6 protein-coding genes are annotated in these 26,290 nt (G+C 42.3%); 3 read left to right on the forward strand and 3 right to left on the reverse strand.

Annotation, left to right across the window (positions count from 1 at the left end):
* Positions 1–197: 197 nt before the first annotated feature.
* The 3 genes from ACDJ59_RS07670 to ACDJ59_RS07680 all read left to right on the forward strand — a co-directional run bounded on the left by ACDJ59_RS07670 (position 198) and on the right by ACDJ59_RS07680 (position 22,731).
* Positions 198–12,131: an amino acid adenylation domain-containing protein gene (locus ACDJ59_RS07670; RefSeq protein WP_413408205.1), complete on the forward strand. Its 11,934-nt coding sequence runs from the start codon at positions 198–200 to the stop codon at positions 12,129–12,131.
* Between the two features lie 33 nt (positions 12,132–12,164).
* Positions 12,165–21,986, forward strand: coding sequence for an amino acid adenylation domain-containing protein (locus tag ACDJ59_RS07675; RefSeq protein ID WP_413408206.1), 9,822 nt, complete (start codon positions 12,165–12,167; stop codon positions 21,984–21,986).
* A gap of 562 nt (positions 21,987–22,548) precedes the next feature.
* A complete protein-coding gene (locus ACDJ59_RS07680; protein ID WP_017687885.1) occupies positions 22,549–22,731 on the forward strand; it encodes a YjfB family protein in 183 nt (60 codons plus the stop codon).
* A 143-nt stretch (positions 22,732–22,874) separates the two neighbouring features.
* On the opposite strand, the gene ACDJ59_RS07685 is transcribed toward ACDJ59_RS07680, so the two are convergent.
* From ACDJ59_RS07685 to ACDJ59_RS07695, 3 genes are all read right to left on the reverse strand, one after another.
* The gene (locus ACDJ59_RS07685; protein ID WP_413408208.1) at positions 22,875–23,612 is read right to left on the reverse strand and encodes an HAD family hydrolase; all 738 of its coding nucleotides are present in this window, start codon (positions 23,610–23,612) and stop codon (positions 22,875–22,877) included.
* Between the two features lie 71 nt (positions 23,613–23,683).
* Entirely contained in the window at positions 23,684–24,733 is a 1,050-nt protein-coding gene (locus ACDJ59_RS07690; protein WP_413408209.1) for a zinc-dependent alcohol dehydrogenase, read from the reverse strand.
* Positions 24,734–25,002: 269 nt separating this feature from the next.
* Positions 25,003–26,241 (reverse strand): aspartate aminotransferase family protein, encoded by a 1,239-nt coding sequence (locus ACDJ59_RS07695; RefSeq protein WP_413408210.1) that lies wholly within the window; start codon positions 26,239–26,241, stop codon positions 25,003–25,005.
* Between the last annotated feature and the right edge of the window lie 49 nt (positions 26,242–26,290).

Genomic DNA, 26,290 nt, shown 5'->3' on the forward strand with positions numbered 1-26,290 from the left:
AATGCATCTGAACTTGTTGAAGTTTCAGATATTTGGTAATAAATATGTCAATAACTCACAAATCAATCTCTATTTTTTACCATATAGTAACAATAAACTGATTGATTTTACATATATTTCTATGGTAAAATTTTGCTTGAAAATATGTGTAAATAATTAGATAAGCTTGTTAGAGATGATTCATTTGGAGGAGAGATATGTATACTAATCAGTTTCAAACACTAGTGGATGTTATCCGCGACAGAGGTAAAATAACGGATCGCGGTATTCGTTTTATCGATGCGGACAAACGAGAAACTTTTATATCTTATCATCAATTATTTACTGAGGCACAAGGGTATTTAGGTTATCTACAAGCCATCGGAATTAAACCTAAACAAGAGATTATTTTTCAGATTCAAGAAAACAAACGGTTTTTAGTCGCATTCTGGGCTTGTATACTCGGTGGAATGATCCCTATCCCTGTAAGTATTGGTGAAGATGAAGAACAAAACTTGAAAGTGTGCCGTATTTGGAATTTGCTAAATAACCCTTTCATGATTGCATCTGAGAAGGTGCTGGATAAGATGAAGAGATTTGTTTTGGAACATGACATGCTTGATTTCCATCATCAATTAGAAGTCAGAACGGATCTGATCCAAGACACCATATATCATTATGAATCTATTAATAATATAGTTGAACCTCAGTCTGATGACTTGGTATTTATTCAATTCTCTTCTGGATCAACCGGTGATCCCAAAGGCGTTATGCTCACCCATCGAAACCTGATTTATAATACTTGTGCTGCTATTAATGGCACACAAATTAGTTCAAACGATAGTTTTCTCTCCTGGATGCCCCTTACCCATGATATGGGTTTGATTGGATTTCATCTCGTACCCCTCGTGGCAGGAATTCATCAGTACTTGCTCCCAACGGAATTATTTATTCGCAAACCGATTCTATGGATGAAAAAAGTAAATGAACACAAAGCAACCATACTGTCTTCTCCTAACTTTGGTTATAAATACTTCCTGAATTTCTTTCGCGAAGACAAAGCGGAGGGATGGGATCTGTCATCTGTCCGAGTCATTTATAATGGGGCGGAACCTATATTACCCGAAGTGTGTGATGAATTCCTAAATGTATTGTCAGCATATCACTTAAAGAAAACAGCCATGTTTACCGTATATGGATTAGCAGAGGCCTCTGTTGCCGTCTCCTTTCCCAAGGTAGAAGAAGAATTTACTGCGGTGTACGTTCACCGGGATCATCTGAACTTAGGGGAGCGTGTCATCGAAGTCGAGAAACATGCTGAACATGTGGCATCATTTGTTGCCGTTGGCGAAGCAATTGATTATTGCCATGTTAGAATTTGCGATGAGGAAATGAACAGTGTTCCCGATTTGGTTATTGGAAAAATTCAAATCAAGGGGGATAACGTCACCCAAGGTTATTATAACAATTCACTAGCAACGGAGAAGTTATTAACGCACGACGGATGGGTGAATACAGGAGATCTGGGTTTCATCATGAACGGAAAACTGGTTGTAACAGGGCGGGAAAAAGACATTATCTTTATTAATGGTAAAAATGTATATCCCCATGACATTGAACGTGTCGCCATACAATTAGATGATATTGAACTCGGAAGAGTTGCTGCTTGTGGTGTGTATGATTCGAATAGTCAAAGTGAAGAAATTATTGTGTTTGTCGTGTACAAAAAAAAGATCGAACACTTCTTGCCGCATGTTAAAGAAATCAAAAGACATCTATATAAACATGGGGGATGGAGTGTCAAAGAGGTACTGCCCATCAAAAAATTACCCAAAACAACAAGTGGGAAAATCCAGCGGTATCAGTTAGCCAAGCAGTATGAAGCAGGCAAATTCTCAACAGAATCTGCATTCATCCATGACTGGATCAAGAATGACAATGACAAGGCAAAAGAAAAGGCTGCTGTTTCGGTTCGAGTCATAGAACGTGAATTAACTTCACTATTTTCTGAAGTGCTGGTTGGGAAAAAGGTTGAACTTGAGGATAGCTATTTTGACATGGGTGCAACTTCATTACAGCTGGCCCAAATTGCTGAACGTATAGAACAAAAATACGGAGAAGAGCTTGCTGTTACGGACCTCTTTACCTATCCCTCGATAACTGAATTGGCAGCATATCTGGCTAGAGGCTACAGCGAGACCATGCAAGTCAACAAAACTCAAGAGGATCATACGCCATCCAAAGATATTGCTATTATCGGTATGTCTTTGAATCTCCCTGGTGCATCAAATGCAAGCGATTTTTGGCGTGTTTTGGAAAATGGAATGCATAACATTCGGGACTACCCGAAAAGTCGGATAAAAGACGCAGCTGATTATATACAATCCATGCGAAGTGCAATGAGCGAAGTTCAATGGATCAAGGGTGGTTACTTGGATCAGATTGATCAATTCGACCATTCTTTCTTTGGCATAACCCCTAAAACTGCACAATTTATGGACCCGAATCAAAGGATGTTCTTGCAAACGGCATGGCATACGATTGAAGATGCTGGGTATGCAGGGGAAGGAATCAATGGAAGAAATGTGGGCGTGTACGTGGGGTATTCCAAAGTTGGGTATGATTACGAACGGCTCGTGACGGCGAGTTACCCCGCAGAACTCAAAAATTATATCATTGGAAATTTACCATCTGTACTGGCGAGCAGAATTGCATATTTCTTGAATTTAAAAGGCCCGGCCTTAACGATTGATACCGCTTGTTCCTCCTCACTTGTTGCTGTTCACATGGCATGTAAAGGATTGCTCGCTGGAGACTGTGAAATGGCAATCGCAGGAGGCATTCGAACGGCATTATTACCGATAAGTATCGGACTGGATATGGAATCTCCAGATGCATTGACGAGAACGTTTAGCGAAGATGCCAACGGCACGGGATTTGGCGAAGGTGTTGGGTCGGTCATGTTGAAGCCAATGCAGCAAGCGATTAAGGACGGGGATCATATCTATGGTGTGATTAAGGGAAGTGCGATTAATCAGGATGGCAAGACGGTAGGAATCACAGCACCTAACCCGGAGTCACAGACCAATGTGATCGAACAGGCATGGAAAGAAGCCGGCATTTCTCCTGATACGCTTAACTTTATTGAAGCACATGGAACAGGGACAAAATTAGGTGATCCGGTTGAGTTCAATGCTTTGCGTAAAGCTTTTGAGAAATATACGGATCGGAAACAATTTTGTGCAATCGGATCTGCCAAAGCTAACATTGGACATGGTTTTGAAGCGGCGGGAATCGCTGGATTAATTAAATCTATTCTTATGTTTCAACATAGAAAGATTCCACCATTGGTTCACTTTGACAAGCCTAATCCCCTGCTTAAGTTTGAAGCTTCACCTTTTTATGTGAATCAGGAATTAATGGCTTTTGGTGAAAAAGAGGGTCCATTACGATGCGGGGTTAGTTCTTTTGGTTTCAGTGGTACCAATGCGCATGTGGTTCTCGAAGAATATGTTCCTTCCCCAACCGTAGATAAAAGAATGCCCCAAGAGCCTAATCTATTTGTTCTGTCTGCTGCCACGGAACGGGCGCTGGCTGAATTGGTCAGAACGTATTATGAATATCTAACCGATCACACGGATGTTTCCATTCAACAAATCTGTTATACAACCAGTACGGGAAGGGCTAATCTGGATTATCGGCTTGCCATCGTAGTGATGAGTACACAAGAATTACATGAAAAATTGAAACGAATTGCAAGCGGAGAGGGTAAACTGCCAAATGTTTATTTTGGTTATGCCAAAAAAGACAAAACGCTTGTTAGCGATCATCTCTATGCTCGGGGAAAAGCAGAATCTTTAAATGAACTCGGTCAGTTATATACACTGGGGGCAGTGATCGATTGGGAAAGGTTTTATAATCATGAAGTCATTCGGAAAATTCCATTGCCTCTATATCCATTTGAGCAGAAGCGGTGTTGGATTGAAGTCAAACATACGATACCAGCGGGACATAGGTCAGAGAGGAATGAGGTTCAAATGGAGATGAATACAAACGATATTGAATTAAAGATTAAAACAAGCATCAGTCGTGCATCTGGTTTGAAGTTGGAAGAGCTGGATCATCAAGCTCATTTTCTCCAAATGGGACTGGATTCCATTATTCTTGTGCAAATTCAGAAGGAAATCTCAGAGCTGTTCCGTTTGAATATCCCGATGGAAATGTTTTTTGAAACCCTTACAAATATTAATTCCTTAGTTAAATATGTGTCAGAGAATATAAAGCATCATGATGTATCTGAAAATATAAAAAATCAAACAGTTCAGGAGCATACTGAACAACGAAATCTGGCATCTGTGAACAATATAAACACGGCAAAAACATCAGGGAATGTGTCGGAACAAATTGTGATGTCTGCCATTCAGCTCATGGAGTCCCAATTAAAAAGTTTGAATGTGCTGTTAGGCGAGCAAATGAATGCTGTTCAATCGCCTCTTTTGGAGATGAAACATAATGAAACCCCAAAAGTTCAAGCTTCACCGGTAATGAATGAAATCAATAAAACCAATGAATCCAAAAAGATCCAACCGGATTCGGAATCGAAGGAAGAAAAAAAACCTTTTATACCGTATCAATCGTTGAAAATTCATGAAGAGAGTGGATTATCACCGCTACAGAACCAGTATATTGAACAATTTGTAACAAAGTATACCGCAAGAACCAAAGGCTCCAAATTAAAAACAGGCCAAACACGTTTGGTTCATGCGAATAATCGCAATGTGTCCGGGTTTCGCTCGTATTGGAAGGAAATGGTGTATCCCATCATTTCAACGCGTGCAGAGGGAGCTAAGCTATGGGATATGGATGGGAACGAGTATTTGGATCTGACGATGGGATTTGGAGTAAATCTATTTGGCCATAATCCAGCGTTTATTCAAAATGTAATAGCAGACAGCCTCCAGGAACAATTGCCTCCATTGGGCCCTATGTCAGTCTTGGCAGGTGATGTCGCAGCTAAAATTTCCGAGCTGACAGGTGTAGAGCGTGTCGCATTTTATAATTCAGGAACAGAAGCTGTCATGGTTGCACTTCGTTTAGCGAGGGCAGCAACAGGGCGTTCCAAAGTTGTATTATTTTCAGGATCTTACCACGGTACACATGACGGCGTGTTGGGTGTAGCGAATCCTGGGGATGTTTTATCGTCTGCGCTACCTATGGCTCCTGGTATTGTAAATAGCTCTATAGATGATTTGATTATTCTTAATTATAACCATCCGCAATCACTGGATATGATTCAGAACCTGGGTGATGAATTGGCCGCTGTGCTTGTAGAGCCGGTGCAAAGTCGAAGACCTGATATGCAGCCAACACAATTCTTACGGGAACTTAGAGAGATCACGAAACAGTTTGGCATTGCACTTATTCTCGATGAAGTCATCACTGGATTCAGAATTGGTCTGGGTGGGGCACAGGATTGGTTTGGGGTTCAAGCAGATTTGGTTACGTATGGGAAAGTGGTCGGTGGCGGACTGCCTATTGGCATAGTCGCGGGTAAAGCTGAATTTATGAATCCGGTAGATGGTGGAAACTGGAACTTTGGTGATGATTCTTACCCTTCAGATGCAGATAAGAAAACGTTTGTCGGTGGAACCTTCTGTACACACCCTCTTACGATGAGAGTGATGTTAACGGTATTACAGTATCTTCAATCTGAAGCAGAAACTTTATATAAGGAATTAAATGAAAAAACAGATTATCTTGTAAAAGAATTAAATACGTTTTTCAAAACAGCGAATGTACCGATGCAAATGGTGAACTATGGATCTTTATTTCGATTTATATCATTTGGAGATATGGAATTATTCTTCTACCATTTAATTTATAAAGGTTTATATATTTGGGAAGGTCGTAACTGTTTTATATCGACTGTGCATTCCATGGGTGACATGGATACGATAATCAGAATTGTGAAAGAGACGATCCATGAACTACGCGAGTGGGGGTTTATCCCTGGTGAATCGCCTGTCTCGGAATATCCGCTCTCTTTAGAGCAAAAACAATTATTGTTAACTTCATTACATGGGGAAGATGCGAATGCTGCATTAAATCAGAGTGTTATTTTAAAAATGACAGGTGGAATAAAGCCTTCCACACTGGATCAGGCCGTGAATCAGATCGCACAGCGTCATGAAGCCCTGAAAACAGTCATTCATGCCGATCGTGAAACACAACAAATCAGATCCGTAATGGGATTTCAATGTACATGGTTAGATTTCTCGACATATGCGGGTGAGGATCAAGAACGAGAAATTTCCAATTGGTTATCTGCCGATGCAAATGAAGCCTTCGATTTACAGTCTGGGGAACCTCTATTTAGAATCACCTTGCTTAAAAAGGCAACTGATCAATACCTTATGGTGCTGACATTTCATCATATTGTTGTAGATGGCTGGTCGATTGCTGTATTCATTCAAGAGTTGGAACATACCTATTCTGCTCTGGTCCGAGGAGTTCCGGTTCAATTACCTGAAGCCACTCCATTTCGTGAGTATTTAAGCTGGCAACGACTTGAACATGAAAAAGGGTCATTTACCGAAGGGATCCAGTTCTGGAAAGAGCAATTTTCCTTATCCTATCCCAATATTACACTTCCAACGGCACCGTCCGATGATGTGCCCAAGGGATATGACGGTGAAAGATATTCCATCAAGCTGGATCATCAATTAACAGAGTCATTGCGAACGTTAAGCATCAATAATAAGAGCAGTTTGTTTGTAACGATGTTTGCAGCGTTTCATTTATATTTGCATCAACTAACAGGGCAGTCTCACCTTGTCATCAGCGTGCCTACAGCGGGTCAGTCTCATATGCGAAAAAATGCGCTGATTGGCAACTGTGTCAACATTGTACCTGTTCATCATGCCTTATTAACGAAGCAATCCGTTGTAGACCATGTTCTTCAGCTCAAGGAAACGCTGGCTCTTATCATGAAACATCAGCATGTTCCATTGACCCTCGTATCCGAACAGCTTGCTCATATGACTGCACCGGATACACGGATTTTATTCAATATGGACAGAACGATTCATCATCTCCAATTTGAAAATATCAAGACTGAATTCATGTCGTATCCGATCAAACATATTTCTTACGATTTATTTCTTAATATTACGGATGTTAGCCATGAATTGTACCTGGATTTTGATTACAATACCGATCTCATTGGACCTGAGATGATGAAATTGTGGTCCGAAGGATTTAAGGTTTTGCTGCAAAAAATGGTGAGTCATCCAGAGGCTGAAATCTCGTCTTTGACGTTGTTCTCATCCGAGCAACAGGACCAATTACAGGGAATGTACAATCGGTTTGTTACGGAGCGTCTTCCTCACGTTAATCATGCAGCCATATTCGAGCTTCCAGTCAATGACGTGGAGAAAAAGCTGGCTTTGATCTGGGAGGACGTATTATCCCTCGATCAAGTGGGGAGACATGATCACTTTTTTGATCTCGGAGGAAACTCGCTCAAGGCGACAGTAATGCTATCCAAGGTACATGAGCAGTTTCAACATAAAATTTCAATCGTTCAATTCTTCCAAAACCAACGTCTGAAGCAGCTCGCCAGTCTGATTACAGGCGAGAATGAGGAAACATTCATTCCGATTAAGGCATTGGACGTCAAGGAATTCTATGAGACGTCATCTGCACAACAACGGATCTACTTTTTGGATCAATTTGAGCCGAATAGTGTGTTTCAAAACATGTGCGGCCATATCACGGTCACAGGAAAAATCGATGAAGCTAAACTAATTTCGTCATTGGAACAAATCGTGCAACGTCACGAAGCTTTTCGCACCAGTTTCCATCTGCTGGATGGAGAGCTTTACCAGCGTATTGCTCCAACGATTGATTTTGAAGTGAAACGATCTCAGGGAAGCTCTGCTTCATTCGAACAACATGTTAAGACGTTTGCCAAACCATTTGATTGCTCCAAAGCGCCATTAATACGTGCCGAATTCATTCGTTTAAACGATGATCATGCAGAGATTCTCATCGAGATGCATCATATTATATCGGACGGATATTCCGTTGGCATTCTTGCGAATGAACTGATCGATGTGTATGACGGAAGAAGCATGTCGGACATTGAGGTTGAATACAAAGACTTTACAGCTTGGCAGAAAGAATTTCTGGCGGGGGAGTCTTATAAGCAGCAAGAAAAATATTGGCTGGATCAATTCAAAGGAGAACTCCCAAACCTTAATCTGCCCACTGATTTTGTTCGGACACCTCATTTGACTTCGGCAGGTTCTAGATTGTCATTTGTGTTGGACGCACACTTGAAGCAGTCGCTGGAGAAGCTTGCGAAACAAACGGAAACTACGATGTTTATGGTGTTATTGGCAGCGTATAATGTGCTGCTTCATCAATATACGGATCAAGAAGACATGATTGTAGGTACACCAACATCAGGAAGAAACCATCCGGATGTCGAGAATATGATAGGTGTCTTTATCCAGACGGTAGCAATTCGATCACAGCCGGTGGGGAATAAGTCGTTTCGATCCTATCTCGAGGAAATAAAAAAACAATCCCTGGATGCATTGGATAACCAGGACTATCTTTTTGACAACCTTGTAGAGAATTTAAACACGCATCGGGATACAACCGGGACAGCACTTTTTAATACGATGTATATCTTCTTAAATACCGCGTTGAATCAACGGCAAGAACAGGATTGCAGCTTTAAAGTTAGAGAATTAAATGTCGGTGTATCGTTGTATGATCTGATGTTCATCGTTGAGGATGATAACGAGTGTCTGGAAATGCACTTTAATTACAAGACGGAGCTGTTTGAACGGGATACCATCGACAGAATGAAAACACATCTGTTCACCATCCTCAGAGACATTGTGATCGAACCTGATATTGCCTTGTCCGATATTCAAATGCTGTCTGAACATGAGCAGCACGTTCTTTTATATGACTTTAATGATACCAACATAGAATATTCCCGGGATCAGACCATTCAGGAGTTATTCGAAGCACAGGTGGAACGGACACCTGATCAATTGGCTGTTAGTTTTGGAAATGAGCGATGGACGTATCGTCAATTGAATGAACGGGCGAATCAGTTGGCATATACGCTTAGAGCTGAGGGAGTGCAGCAGGATCAATTTGTAGGTATTCTGACAGATCGTTCGATTGAGATGATCGTTGGCATCTTTGGCATTCTAAAAGCAGGTGGGGCGTATGTACCGATTGATCCGGATTCTCCTGAAGAGCGTATCCGGTACATCCTGCATGATTCGGGGGCAACGTTGTTAGTCACGCAAAAGCATTTGAAGCAGTTGGTATCGTTTAATGGAAAAATGATTGATTTGGACGATGAAGAAACCTATGTAGCTAATCTGTCGAATCTGGAACCAGCGGGGAATTCCGAACAGTTGGCTTATATGATCTATACTTCAGGCACAACAGGCATGCCAAAAGGTGTAATGATCGAACATCGTCAGGTTCATCACTTGGTTCAAGCGTTGTACAGTCAAGTTATAGATGATCAGCTTAGCGGTTTGCATGTCGCTTTACTTGCGCCTTACTATTTCGACGCATCTGTGAAGCAGATTTTTGGCGCACTGCTGTCAGGACATGCTTTGTTTATTGTAGATAAGGACACGGTACTGGATGGACAAGATTTAATGAATTATTATCAGCACCACCAAATTGATTTGACAGACGGAACACCTGCGCACCTGAAATTGCTTTCGAAGGCAAAAAACGTTCAAGGCATATCGCTAAAATATATGCTCATTGGCGGTGAAGCTCTTTCTCAGCAAAGTGTAAATGAAATCACATCATTATTTGCTCTCAATCATATCACGCCTCCAACCATAGTTAATGTGTACGGTCCAACAGAATGTTGTGTGGATGTTGCGACATACCGTGTACTTCCAGAACACCTGGATACAGCGAATCAACGAGCTCACCTACCGATTGGTCGAACATTAGGAAATAATCGCCTGTATGTATTGAACAAACATGGCAAAGTTCAGCCTGTAGGCGTCGTAGGGGAATTATGTATCTCTGGCGATGGGGTTGGTAGAGGATACTTGAATTTACCTGAGCTGACAGCAAAGAAATTTGTGAGTGATCCGTATGTACAGGGAGCGACAATGTACAAAACGGGAGATTTGGTGAAATGGCTTCCCGATGGCCATATCGAGTATTTGGGAAGAATGGATCACCAAATTAAGATTCGCGGATATCGGATCGAAGTAGGAGAAGTCGAAGCGGCGCTGTTAGATCTAGAGTGTGTGAAAGAAGTTATCGTCATTGCACATGAGGATGATCACGGGGACAAATCGTTATGTGCATACTTTACAGCGGATTCCACGCTGACGGTGGGAGAGTTAAAACAAAGCCTCTCTAAGGTGTTGCCGAATTACATGGTTCCAGCCTACTTTATACAATTGGATCACATGCCTCTGACATCGAACGGGAAAATCGATCGCAAATCGCTTCCGAGTCCAGAAGAAAACATACAAACGGGAAGTGAATATATAGAACCCCAAACTGGGGTGGAAAAACAGTTGCTGCCTATTTGGCAGGATGTGCTTGCCGTGAAAAAAATCAGTGTAAAAGACAGTTTTTTTGATGTAGGAGGCAACTCTTTACGTGCGACCAAGCTGGCCGCCACAATCAATCAAAAGCTGAATATCCGCATATCGGTAAGAAACGTCTTTGAATGGCAGACCATTGAACAGATGGCTCAGTCTATTGAACAAATGGAACAGGAAGTATTAGTGTCCATTCCTCAAGTGGGGGAAAAAGAATATTATCCTATTTCCTCGGCTCAAATGAGAATGTACATTATGAGCATCAAAGCTGGCAAGGAACTCATGTACAACATGTCAGGTATGTTTATGTTGGAAGGATCGCTCGATTGGATCAGATTGGAAGAAGCATTCCAACAATTGATTCATCGTCATGAATCGCTTCGGACTGGATTCAAAGTCATACACGGGGAACCGAAACAGATCGTATACCCTAAAGTTAACTTTGGAATTGAATTGATCGAGTCAATGGAAGAAGAGATCGAAGATCGGATTGAACAGTTTGTTCGCACATTTGATCTCGGACAAGCACCTCTTATGAGGGTGGGACTTATTGAACTTCAGCAGGAGCGTCATGTATTGCTGGTAGATCTCCACCATATCATTGCAGACGGACTATCTGTGCATCTTCTGATGACCGAACTTAGCCAGTTCTATAAGGGAGAGGAGTTATCTCCTCTTCGAATTCAGTATAAGGACTATGCTGAATGGCAGCAAACGCAACTTCATAGTGAGTGGATGAAAAAGCAGGAGAAGTATTGGCTTACTGTGTTTGGTGAGAGTATCCCGCTATTGGATCTGCCAACAGACTATGAAAGACCTGAAACCCTAAGCTATGCGGGAGATGTATTGGACATTGTTTTGCAGGAAGACATCCTTCCAGGCTTGAGAAACATGGAAGCAGGGACAGGAACAACGCTATACATGATTCTATTAGCCGCCTATACTATTCTGTTGTCCAAATACAGCGGACAAGAAGATATCATCGTGGGCTCGCCGATTGCAGGAAGGACACATGCCGAGCTGGAGCCGGTTATGGGGATGTTCGTGAATACACTGGCTATTCGAAATTATCCTGCGGGGGATAAAACATTCACGGAGTATCTGCTGGAAGTGAAAGAAAATATGTTGAACGCTTATGAGAATCAGGATTATCCGTTTGAAGAATTGATTGAGAAAGTAAATGTAACCAAAGATGCTCGGAGGAATCCGTTGTTTGACACCATGTTTGTATTGCAGAATACAGATGCTTCAGAGATTCAGATGGATGGAGTAACCTGTAAGCCTTATGCTCCAAATACGAGAGTATCCAAATTCGATTTAACGCTGTATGTTACCGAATTGCAACACAAGTTAGAAGTGGCCTTTGAATACAGTACGGTTTTATTTGAGAAAACAACGATTGAAGCGATGTCACAAAATCTGTTGGTCATATTAACAACTATTGCCAACGACCCTCATATTGAAATCAACAAGATTCAATTGGTTGAAGAATTAATAGATGGGGATACGCTGGCTGATCTAATTGAAGTAGATTTCTAAAATAACCTAAATATAAAGTGATCGGGGTGCCGTATGTCTATTTTTAAGAAACAGGAATCGTATTGGGCAAGCCGATTTGAAGATGATGATCATCTTGTTCATTTGCCTTATTGCAAGACAACCTCCAAACACCCAGACGATACGCAGCACCAAAATGATATATATAAGTCTTTGTCAGCCGATGTTTCACATAAAATCAAGTCCATGTCGCGAAATGCTCCTATGGCGATCTATACGATCTTATTAACGGGAGTTCAGTGTCTGTTATATAAATACACGAATGAAACCAAGATGATTATTGGCATACCAACGATGGAAGAAAAGAACAATGATCTATCGCTCTCGAATAAGGTTCTTGTCTTGAAAAATAATATCAATCATGTGATGTCATTCAAGTCCTTATTTAATCAAGTGAAGACCAGTTTAACCGAAGCCATTCAGCATCAACGAATCCCTTTCAGAAAAATGGTTGAACGTTTAAATGTTCAGTATGATTCGAACCATGTACCTCTGATTCATACCTTGGTTTCGTTGAATGAAATTCATCCTGCCCTTGATGAAAATAACGTAAAAGCGGCGACGATGTTCCACTTTGATCTGGAGAACGACTCTATTCAGTTAAGATTAGTTTATGATGATGATCGTTATGATCGCGATTATATGGTACAAATTGTAGAGCATCTTGACCAATTGTTTTCCGTAGTTCTAAACCAACCTGATCTGGAGTTAAGTCAAGTTGATATGTTATCAGAGTTTTATCGAAACAAGCTGTTATATGACTTTAACGATACAAGGGTTGAGTATCCACAGAACAAAACGATGCATCAATTATTTGAAGAACAGGTGGAACGAACACCGGACCATCCGGCAGTCGTATTTGAGAATAGACAGTTAACGTACAGAGAGTTAAATCAAAAATCCAACCAATTGGCCCGATTACTTCAAGCTAAGGGGGTGCATGCGGGTCAGTTCGTTGGCATTATGGCAGAGCGCTCACTTGAGATGATCATAGGTTTATTCGGTATTCTAAAAGCTGGCGGGGCATATGTCCCAATCGATCCGGAATATCCGGCAGATCGTATTCACTATATCCTTGAGGATTCAAAAGTGGCTTGGTTGCTGCATCAAGGTCATATACAGGAACCTGAACATTTTGCAGGGACATGTGTCATTCTGGATTCTGAAATAAATCACTATGATGATCATTTGAATTTGGTAGATGGAGCGATCTCCAGTGATTTGGCATACATGATCTACACGTCTGGAACAACAGGTCATCCCAAAGGCGTAATGATTGAACATGCCAGCATTGTGAATTCCCTGCAATGGAAATCGGATTTTTATCATTTTACCGGAGATGATCGGGTATTAATGCTGAATCCTTTCGTTTTTGATTCATTTATTACTCATTTCTTTGGTCCGATGATATCTGGCTCGACAGTGTATTTGTTAAACCAGCAACAGTGTAAAGATGCTATAGCCATCAATACGATGGTCAAAAAACAGCAAATCACGCATATCCAAAGTCCACCTAGTTTCTTGATGACACTGTTGGAACAAGTAAGCGCGGAAGATTGGACATCCATGAAAAATGTGGTGGCTGCGGGAGAGAAGATTGTTCCTGCCTTAATACACAAATTGCAGCGCATCAATCCACGCATCGAAGTGTGTAATGAATACGGTCCAACCGAAAATAGTGTTGTATCCACAGTTCTGTCGATCAAGTCGGCAGATCAAAATATCTCAATCGGGAAGCCTATTGCGAACAATAGAGTCTACATTTTAGGAGAACGGAATGAATTGCAGCCTATTGGAGTTCAGGGAGAATTATGTGTAGCCGGAGCAGGGTTATCCAGAGGTTACTTGAACCGTCCAGATCTGACTGCGGAGAAATTCGTGGATGATCCATTTGTTTCGGGAGCAAAAATGTACAAGACAGGTGACTTTGCAAGATGGCTGCCCGATGGGAACATAGAGTATATAGGAAGGGTAGATCATCAAGAGAAAATTCGTGGACACCGGATTGAACTTGGTGAAGTGGAGACGGCTCTTCTAAATAGTACCCAGATAAAAGAGGCCATCGTCATAGCCAGAGAAGATGAAACGGGAACCAAACAATTATGTGCGTACCTGGTAGGAGAGGATGCAATCACGATCGGGGAACTGCGGGAGGCGCTGTCCCAGCAGCTGCCAAACTACATGATTCCGTCCTATTTTGTACAGCTGGATCAGATGCCGCTCACGTCTAACGGGAAAATCGATCGCAAAGCTTTGCCTGCTCCCAAAGAACATATGTTGAAGGGCATGGAGTACGAAGCACCCCGAACGATGGTGGAACAACAACTTGTATCGATCTGGGAAGAGGTACTTGGGGTAGAGAACATTGGGGTTTTGGATAATTTCTTCGAGCTTGGAGGAGATTCGATTAAATCCATTCAAGTCTCTTCAAGATTATATCAAGCAGGTTACCAGGTGCAGATGGATCATTTGTTTAAAAATCCAACCATAGCAAGCTTGATTCCCTATGTTCAACCCATAAGTACCCTGTCAGAACAGGGAATCATCACTGGAAAAGTAATGCTGACTCCAATCCAGCATTGGTTTTTTGAGCAATACAAGGTGGACGCCCATCATTATAATCAGTCCGTGATGCTGTATCGGAAAGAAGGTTTTCATGAAGGCACACTTCGCCGTGTATTCGATAAATTGAGTGAGCATCATGATGCACTTCGTACAGTATATCGCCTTACAGAACAGGGTTATGAAGCGTGGAATGAAGGGTTGGCAAGGGAATCCTTATATACGCTTGAAGTGATGAACTTCAAGTCATTAGCAGATCCGTCTCAAGAAATCGAGAAGAAGGCAAATGAAATGCAAAGCACGTTTACGTTGGAACGTGGACCCTTGATGAAGCTGGGCGTATTTCAATGTGCAGACGGAGATCATTTACTCATCGTTATTCATCACCTCGTCATCGACGGGGTTTCATGGCGAATTTTGATCGAAGACCTATCGAGGGGCTATGAACAATTAAGTGATGGAGAATCGATTCAACTACCGCAAAAAACGGCTTCATTCCAATTATGGGCAGAACAGCTCCAGTTGTATGCGAACGGTGATGCGATAACGAAAGAAATTGCATATTGGAATGAAATTGAAAAAGCAACCTATAAGCCGTTACCTACAGATTTCGAAGCGGATCATGCACTGGAAAAAGACAGTGATGAGATCACCATGGAATGGTCAGCGGCAGAAACGGAGCAATTATTAAAACAAGCGAATCGTGCTTATAAAACGGAGATTAGCGATTTGCTGCTCCATGCATTAGGCATGTCTATTCACCAATGGACGGGCATGGATAAAGTGCTGGTCAATCTGGAGGGACATGGAAGAGAACAAATTTTACCGGATCTCGATATTACACGAACGATCGGATGGTTTACGAGCCAGTATCCGGTTGTACTTGATATGGAAGCAAGTTCTAATATGTCTCTTTTCATCAAAACAAACAAAGAAATGATACGTCAAATCCCTAAAAAAGGGATTGGTTATGGTATTTTACGATATTTAAGTGCACATCAGCAAGAAGCGCCCTTTACCTTGAATCCTGAAATTAGCTTTAACTATTTGGGTCAATTTGATCAGGATCTTCAGAATAGCGGGATGCAGATCTCTCCCTATTCAGGCGGAGCAACAGCAAGCGACAATCACAGAAGAAATGTTCTTATCGATATGAATGCCTTAATTGTGGAAGGCAAATTGACGTTGTCACTTCGTTATAGTCGCACCCAATATCAAAAAGAAACGATGGAGCGAGTGGTAACATATTTTAGAGATCATCTGCAAGAAATCGTGATGCACTGTGTGACAAAAGAGAAGCTGGAATGTACACCAAGTGATCTAACGTTAAAAGGAATTACGATTGAAGAATTAGAAGGATTTGTTCAAGAATCGGAACACATTGGTGAAATCGAAGATATATATGCTTTGTCACCGATGCAAAACGGAATGTTCTTTCATCATTTGCTTCATTCAAAATCGGAAGCGTATTTCCTTCAAACGACACTCGATCTTCATGGTCCGTTAGACGTGGAAGCTTTTACGAAGAGTCTGGATCAGTTGATGCAGCGTAATTCGATTCTCAGAACAAATTTTCATAGCAAATGGAAGAATAGACCCCTGCAAGTGGTATACCGTTATAAACGGAATGGGCTAATATACGAAGATTTGCGTGAGATGAATGAAAAAGATCGTGAAGCATACGTGGCAGAATATACAAGAGCAGATAAAATAAAAGGTTTCGACCTGTCTCAGGATGTGTTAATGCGTATTTCGATCTTGCAAACGCATGACCAAACCTATCGTTTCATTTGGAATTATCATCATATTTTGATGGATGGCTGGTGCCTGTCTCTTGTAATCCAGGAGTTGTTTAATGGATACTTTGCTATTCAGGAACAACGAAAACTGGAGGCAAAGAGTACGATTCCATACAAACACTATATTGAATGGCTGGACAACCAAGATCATGAAGAGTCCCTGAAATACTGGCGTGACTATTTGCAAGGTTACGATGAGCAGACCACTTTGCCAAAAGAACATTCAATTACGAAGAGTGATGAATATCATTCAGAGCATATGATTTGTACACTTAGTCAGGAATTAACCGGACAGCTCGCACAAGTGGCCAGTCAGAATCAGGTGACGCTGAACACGTTCATGCAGACAGCCTGGGGAATGTTGCTACAGATATATAACGGCAGTGAGGATGTTGTATTCGGAAGCGTGGTGTCGGGCAGACCTGCGGCGATTGTTGGAGTTGAGCGAATCATTGGTTTATTTATCAATACCATTCCTGTACGCATTCAGACTCAAGGTAACGAGACATTTGCAGCGGTTATGAAGCGGAATCAGGAACAAGCTGTGGCTTCCCATCCACATGACACGTATCCGTTATACGAGATTCAGGCGGAAACATCGCAAAAGCAAAATTTGATTGATCATATCCTGATATTCGAGAATTATCCTGTACAGGGCATTATGGAACAGTTTGGGGATCAGGAAGAGACAGCTCTTCGGATTACGAATGTAGAAGCAGATGAACAAACAAATTATGACTTTAACCTGATTATCAAACCAGGCCAATCCATGAAATGTATGTTCTATTACAATGCTAATGTCTATGACCGTGCAAGCGTAGAACGCATTCAAGGTCACTTGATTCAGGTGTTGGAGCAAGTGGTCAACAATCCGAATATTCCGATCCATGACATTGACTTGACCACAACACAGGAGAAAACACAAATTTTGGAACATTTTAATGATTCTATGGCTGAATACCCAATGGACAAAACGATTCATGGACTGTTTGAGGAACAAGTGGCAAGAACTCCTGAACACGTTGCGGTTGTATTCGAGGATCAACATGTGACCTATCAAGAGCTGAACGAGAAAGCCAACCAATTGGCAAGAACGTTGAAGGCTAAAGGCATTCAAAATGATCAGTTAATCGGGATCATCGCTGATCGTTCGCTAGACATGGTTGTAGGAATCCTAGCGATTTTGAAAGCGGGTGGCGCATACGTGCCGATTGATCCTGAATATCCGGAGGATCGTATAAACTACATGCTTGAGGATTCGGGCGTACATGTATTATTGCTGCAAAGTCATTTGCAAGAACGCATCTCTTTTGCAGGAGAGGTCGTTTGCCTGGATCTATCTGAGTCCTATCATGAAGATCATTCCAATTTGGGAATTACTGCTGCACCAACAGGCCTGGCATATGTAATTTATACCTCAGGAACGACAGGTAAACCAAAAGGGACATGTATTGAACATAAAAATGTGGTGCGATTGTTGTTCAACAGTAAAAATTTGTTTGATTTTAATGCATCAGATACATGGACATTATTCCATTCCTTTTGTTTTGATTTTTCGGTATGGGAAATGTACGGAGCATTGCTCTATGGCGGAAAACTGGTTATCGTACCTCAAATGACGGCAAAAAGTCCGGAACAATTTCTACAATTGTTAAAAAACGAGCAAGTGACGATATTAAATCAAACGCCAACGTATTTCTATCATCTTCTTCAGGAAGAACTGGCAGGTCATGCAGCAGATCTGAAATTAAGAAAAGTAATTTTTGGAGGAGAAGCCCTCAATCCCGTGTTATTGAAGGAATGGAAGCTGAAATATCCATTTATCCAGTTAATTAATATGTATGGGATAACCGAAACAACGGTTCATGTAACGTATAAGGAAATAACCGACATTGAAATACATGCTGGAAAGAGCAATATTGGAAAACCAATCCCAACGTTGCAGACCTATATTTTGGATAAACATCAACGCATTCAACCGATCGGTGTTCAGGGAGAATTAGTTGTAGCAGGTGAGGGCCTTGCCAGAGGTTATCTGAACCGGCCTGATTTAACCGCAGAGAAATTTGTTGATCATCCCTGGATTACAGAAGGGAAAATGTATCGCACAGGAGATGCCGCAAGATGGCTGCCGGATGGAAATATTGAATATCTGGGACGAATCGATCATCAAGTGAAAATTCGCGGTTACCGAATTGAGCTTGGCGAATTGGAAACTGCGCTTTTGCAAATAGAATCCATTCAGGAAGCGGTCGTTATTGCCCGTGAGCATAAGGATGGTTCGAAGCAGTTGTGTGCGTATTGGAAAGGCGACAGCTCACTGACAGCGAAGAAAATCAGAATGGCATTATCTCATGAAATTCCGGATTATATGATCCCGTCTTATTTTGTTCAATTAGAGCATATACCGTTAACTTCCAATGGGAAGGTTGACCGTAAGGCATTGCCATCTCCACAAGAACATATGCAAAAAGGGACCGAATATATGGCGCCGCAGAACGCTGTAGAACAAGCGATCGTCGCTGCCTGGGAAGCTGTGCTTGGTGTTCAAAAGGTTAGCACATCAGATCATTTCTTTGAACTCGGGGGCGATTCGATTAAATGTATTCAAGTTTCCTCACGACTGCTTCAAGCAGGGTATAAAGTGGAAATGAAGCATTTCTTCACCTATCCGACAGTAGCAGAGTTGAGTGAACACGTTACTTCCGTGAGCACTATTTCTGACCAAGGGGAAGCTACGGGACAAGTGATGCTGACACCTGTTCAGCGCTGGTTCTTTGATCAAAATATGGTGGATACACATCATTACAATCAGGAAATGATGTTCTTTCGTGAAAAAGGATTTGATGTCCGCTTCATTCACAGCATCATGGATAAGATCGTGAAACAGCATGATGCTCTCCGCATCCTTTATCGACAAGCGCCTGAGGGCGGATATGAAGCGTGGAATCGAGGGGCAGACGAAGAAGGATTATACAGCCTTGAAATCGTTGACCTCAAAACTGAAGCAGATCCTGCATCGTTCATTGAAAATAAAGCAAAAGAAATTCAGAGTGGTATGGATCTGTCTCACGGACCTTTGATTAAACTTGGGTTGTTCCAATGTGCTGAAGGGGATCACCTGCTTATTGCCATTCATCATTTGTTGGTAGACGGGGTTTCATGGCGTATTTTATATGAAGATATTCAGACAGGGCAAGACCAGTTCTTAAGAGGTGAAGAAATCCGGCTTCCTCAAAAGACGACCTCGTTTAAACAATGGGCAGAACAATTGTCGACGTTTGCAGACAGCCCGGCGATGAAGCAAGAGAATCCATACTGGAGTCGTGTGGAGCAGGCCCAGCTAAGCCCGCTGCCAAAAGATATGGATTGTGATGAGACGATTGGCAAAGATAGTGAAACGATCACTATTCATTGGACAGCAGTGGAAACCGAGCAATTATTAAAGCAAACACATCATGCGTACCATACGGAAATTAATGATATATTGCTAACGGCATTAGGAATGGCTGTTCATGATTGGACAGGCATGGGAGAAATCCTCGTAAATCTGGAAGGGCATGGTAGAGAAGACATCCTGCCAGAGCTGGACATTACGCGTACAGTGGGATGGTTTACGAGCATGTACCCCGTTATGATTACGATGGAGTCCGAGGCTGACTTATCAAGGAAGATTAAGAACGTCAAGGAAGGACTGCGCCAGATCCCAACCAAAGGCATTGGTTACGGGATTTCGAGGTATTTGTCACATGGAAATGAAGGATTCAAGTTAGAGAAAAATGCCGAAATTAGTTTCAACTATATGGGACAGGTGAATCAGGATTCGGGCCAAGATGGCATTAAATTCTCGCATTATTCCAGCGGGCCATCCGTAAGTGAAAACAACAAGAGACCATTTGTGCTTAATATCAATGGCATTGTTACAGAGGGTCGGTTGTCGCTGTCCATTAACTATAGTTCAAAACAATATCGCCGGGAAACGATGGAGCAATTGGCTTGTCTCTATAAAGAAGGTCTTAATAGAGTCGTTGAACATTGTGTAACGAAGGAACAAACCGAGCTTACGCCAAGTGATATTTCATGCAAGTCATTAACCATTGATCAATTGGATCAAATCGTGGAACAAACTGGGCACATCGGTCGAATCGAAAATGTGTACCCACTTACACCACTACAGAAGGAAATGTTGTACGAAAGTGAACGGAATCCAATTTCGGGCGCTTACTTTGTACAAATCATGTTTGATATGCGTGGAGATTTGGATGTTACCTCTTTTGCGCAAAGTTTGGATCAATTAATGCAAAGGCATGCGATATTAAGAACTAATTTTTACAGTGATTTCGTGGATATCCCTCTTCAAATCGTGTATCAAGAGAAGAAATTTGAATTTAACTATGAAGTTGTAGCTGGCACAAGTGAGCTGCAACGTAAAACGTATGTTGACGAGTATATCGAGCAAGACAAGGCAAGAGGATTTGACTTACAACGAGATTCGCTAATACGTATGTCTGTTTTACGAACAAAGCATGAGGAATACCGCGTCATATGGAGTTTTCACCATATTTTGATGGACGGCTGGTGTATGTCTCTGGTAAGCAAGGAAATATTCGAGAATTACTTTGCGATTCGGGAGAATAGAAAGCCTCAAGTGACTCTATTAACACCTTATAGTCAATTCATTGAATGGCTGGAACAGCAAGATCATCAAGGTGCAATAACCTATTGGAGTCATTACTTGGATGGTTATGAGGGGCAAACGAAGCTGCCTGGAGAAAAAATCAAACCGAAACATGAAAGACAGGATTCCAGAACACTAAACTGTTATTTGGATGATGTACTAATCGAGCAAATGAAACAGATTGCAGAACAGCAGCATGTAACTCTCCATACGGTAGTGCAGACGGTCTGGGGTGTATTGTTGCAGCAATACAATGAAAGCAACGATGTTGTATTCGGAAGTGTTGTATCGGGCAGACCGCCTGTCATTCCTGGGATCGAAAGCATGATTGGATTATTCATTAATGCAATTCCTGTTCGGATCCAGACTCAGGCCGATGAGTCATTTATATCTCTAATGAAAAGGAATCAGGCAAAAGCTGTGGAGTCACATGCATATGATACGTATTCGTTATATGATATTCAAAATCAGACCAAGCAAAAACAATCTCTGATTAATCATGTTGTTGTATATCAGAACTTCCCGGTAGAGAACCGAATGGAGAGTCTGGGTCAGAAAGGTGAAACACCGCTTGAGATTATGAATGTTGGGGGTACAGAACATAATAGTTTTGATTTTACCTTGATTGTCAAACCCCATGAAAATATGAAGATCATATTGATGTATAATGCCAATGTGTATGACCCATCTACCGTTGAACAGATTCAAAAACACTTTATCTCCATGATTCAACAGGTGGTAAGTAACCCGGAAGTTAAAATAAACGAACTTGCGTTGAGTACGTCGAACAGTTATTAATGCACAAGTAATGGGCCGCTCCAAAAGTGAGTTTCCTCCTCACTCAAAGCGCTAATGAATCTGACGCGTCTTAAGAGGTAGATTCGATGTGAACGGCAAACTTTAACGAACCTCAGTAACGTTATTTCATCATATCAGGGTGTCAGAACCTAAAAAACGACCCAATCGACGAAATAACGTCTCTGTGATTCGTTACACCACAGACTTGTGCAAATCAGAGCGAATAGCGTGTGCCAGGTTCATTAGAATAAAATAACCTTAATAAGGGATGTCCTCAGTCATGCTCTCATGACTTATGGCATCCCCTTTTTATGCTCCGTTAATGATAATATCTGGAAAATTATTGCAGATGGGGAAATAAGCTTCTTACGTGGTCGGATCAACATTGTGATGTCACCAACGAGGCAGATCAGCTATTGAAATTGCGGAAGTTCATTCAACAAATCGTGGGAACGAAAGAATCCTCCGTATACATTTTGATCGACCTTTTAACAATTCCTCCCTTCTGACCGATATATAATAAGTACATCTATGTAATCAGAAAGTGAAAGGAGTGCAGAACATGGATATTGCAGCATTATCAATGGCGATGAGCCAAGCTTCAGTAGTGCAGTCGGCAAGCTTGCAAGTGATGTCGATTACGAAAGACATGGCACAGCAGCAAGGCCAGCAGATGGCGGAAATGTTGAAGTCAATGCCTGCTCCTCATCCCAATCTGGGTGGAAGTCTCGATCTTTCGGTTTAGTTGAAATTACAGCATGTGTCCTCATGTAACACCCATTGCAGCAAGCAAAGCCCAAACAGCTCAATTCGAATGAATTGAAGCCGTTTGGGTTGTTTTTTTCTAAATACTCATTCCGAAATTACGATCTTTTTATTACAATCTTCTCAGCGAAACTTTGACAAACTTGGCAATCTGCCTTCAAAGGGCAGTGTATCCTTCAATGTCCATAACTCATCGTAACTGGAAATCTGAAGATCGGCTTTGGACAAGTCCTGATTGCCTGATCCCGGATTGCGATATCCGATGCAGCGCATGCCTGCACTTTTGGCGGCCTGAACACCATTGCGCGAGTCCTCGATCACCAGACAATTCGAAGGAGATGCACCAATCATCTCAGCTGTGGTCAGAAAAATATCTGGTGCCGGCTTGCCGTTTGTAACTTCCTCACCTGTCATTCGCACCTCAAAGTATTGTCCAAGACCGGTCTTGTCCATGATCAAATCAATCAGTGCACGTGGAGAGGAAGAAGCAACGGCTATGGGTACTTGTTGCTCATGCAGCCAGCTTAACCAGCGTTCCACGGAAGGCATTGCCGTCAGATTCGAATGGGCAAGCATGGTTTGCATCACATTATGCTGATGATAAGCATATATTTCTTCCAGCGTAGCTGTCAGCTGATGTTTGTCCAATACTTGCTGCCACATGGATTCCAGCGTAACTCCAACATAGGTATGATGTTCTTCATCAGTCACCCTTGCTCCAAAATGGGTAAAAGAGCTGCGCTCAATCTCGAAATAAATCGGTTCACTGTCAATTAGTACACCATCCATGTCAAAAATGACCGCTTGAATGATGTCATCATTGGGCGCTCCCAGTCCGTTAGATTCTTTGTTTGCTGCCATGTTGTATTCCTCCTCCAGGATTGTGTAAACATATATCTCTAATGTAATCCATTCATGGTTAACCTTCCACTTTAGAAACTGGAACCGCTGGATTGCAGCACAACTTTAATGGCATGTGAAGAGGCTTGAAGTGTGCGTCCCTGAATATCGCAGCCAAGTGTGCGGAATGCCTCTTCGTAATCCTCCAATGGGAAGGAGTGGGTAATGATTTTTTTTGCCGGAATAATCCCTTGTTCAATCATATAATGTGCGGTTGCAAATGTTCCCAGAGAATCGATGGAACCAATAATTTTCAGACTACGGTCCACAACTTCCTTGGGATTGAAGGATGTGTTTCCATCTCTCAGACCAACCAGCATCAGGTAACCGCCGCTGGCGAGCTGGGAAAGTACTTGTGTGCCCACAACACCAGTTGTGTCCACAATCATATCGACCTGCTGGGTTGCGGGTGACAGTGATTCTATTGCATTTTCGAAGGATGAATGAACTTCCCAACGATCAGGTGCAATGGAACCAGCAATGGCTAAGCGTTCTTCGGAGATGTCGACCAGACAGCCGGTAACCCCTTTGGAAGCGAGCGCGTAGCTGTACAAAATACCAATCGGGCCTGCGCCGAGGATGATTGTTCTGAAATTCGGCAGTAGATGAATCTGATTAATCCCGGTCAGCATACAGCTGAGCGGTTCCGTCAAAGTTGCTTCTTCATAGCTCACATGCTCCTTCAATTTGTACAAAAAACGATCCTCGGTCACATAATAATCTGTAAATGTTCCGTCAGCACTCACACCTGTCTCGGTAACAGACTTATGTGTGCAATGATTTTGTCTGCCTGTTCTGCACATGTCACATTGTCCGCAATAGTAGGTAGGGTCAATCACAACACGGTCGCCCGGTTGTAATGTCGTTACCGCAGAGCCGACATCCATGACTTCCCCGGCAGACTCATGACCGAGAATGACAGAAGGAACCGCATGATATTTGCCGCTGACAATACCGAGATCGGTACCACATACTCCGGTTGCTCGAATACGAACCAACACCTGATTATCTCTCGTGATTTCCGGAACAGGCCGGTCCTCAAGTGCCACATCCCAAGCCGATTTGTATACCAATGCAAGCATGATATAACCTCCTTGTAATTATATAAAATATAAAAATAGCGATTCATCTTAAAATAGTTTCAGACAAGATAAGAAGTTATTGAAGGGACGAAATCGATTCTGGAGAAGCGAAGCGTTCGCCTCAAAGTTTTCTGAAAGAAAGCTGCTTCGAAAGTATACGCTAATCACGGATTTTTCCCTCGTGAAAGGGAATTCAAGAAAATCCGTGGATAACAGCGATCGAAAGGTTGTTCTGTTTGCTCAGTGTTCGAGTGTAAATGAATTACTCACTAATGAACGCTGGCGAGCACTGAATCCAGCCGCTCCACAATCTCAACCAGTTCGTCTTCGGTTGTGGTAAGGGAAGGCCGGACCTTAACAACGTTGCCGAAGCCATATCTTGAACTTCTCAAGATTAGATGCTCATCTGTAAAAGCACGGTCAACAATGGCATTGGTTTTGAGCGTATCCGGTTCATTACCGTCACCTACAATCTCCAACCCCCACATTAACCCGACACCACGAGATTCACCGATACTTGGGTACTTCATTGCCAATTCTTGCAGCAATTCACCCAAAATTTCACCTTTGCGTTTCACCGCATCCAGGAATCCGGGTTCGGATACCACTTCCAAGGTAGATTTGGCAGCGGTTACGGAGATCAGATTACTTCCTGAGGTGAAGGAGTGTTCGTGCTTTTCGAGCACATTCAGCCGGGATTGCATTAATACCGCTGCAACAGGTACGCCGATCCCGCCAAGACCTTTTGCAAGGGTAATCATATCAGGCTGGATATCAAACAGTTCGCTGGCGAACATGGTTCCGGTACGACCGATGCCTGTCTGCACTTCGTCAGCAATAAGAATAATATTGTACTCATCACACAGTTTACGCAGTCGTTTGAAATATCCGGCAGGAGGGATGATATTGCCGCCATTTCCGAGAATGGGTTCGATAATCATGCAGGCGACTGAGCCGGAACTTGCATATTCTATTGCATCAGATATAGCTTCAACGCATTGATAGTCGCAGTCTCCATTTGAGGATTTGAATGGGCAGCGATAACAGTATGGGGCAGGTACATGGACAGCGTTAGCCACAGCCGAATTGGGGAAGCGTTTCCGCCGGAAGGCATTCCCCGAAATCCCGGTGGCAAATTGGGTCTGCCCATGATGGGACAGATACAGGCTGATGATGTCTGTTGATTCAGTATACTTCTGTGCAATTTTGGTTGCACATTCGTTGGCAGTTGAACCAGTGATATCCCGCATCCATCCGGCATTAATGTCGTTTGGAGCATATTCGATTAAGTGATCAAGTACTTCATTTACGTACGGTTCGGTGAAGGAGGAAGACATATGCGTCAGATTGCCGACTTGTTCCTGAATTTTGCTGACAACATGTGGGTGATTATAGCCCAGTGACAGATTGAACGTGCCCGACACGCCATCCAGGTATTCAACACCTGAATCGTCAATCAACTTAATCCCTTTTCCGGCTATGAAGCGGTTGTTGGTTAAAGTTTGCATACGATTTCCTCCAATATAATGGTGTACTAGCTCGAACGAAGCTCAACAA

The sequence above is a fragment of the Paenibacillus amylolyticus genome (genome assembly GCF_047302515.1).
GTDB lineage: Bacteria > Bacillota > Bacilli > Paenibacillales > Paenibacillaceae > Paenibacillus > Paenibacillus amylolyticus_G.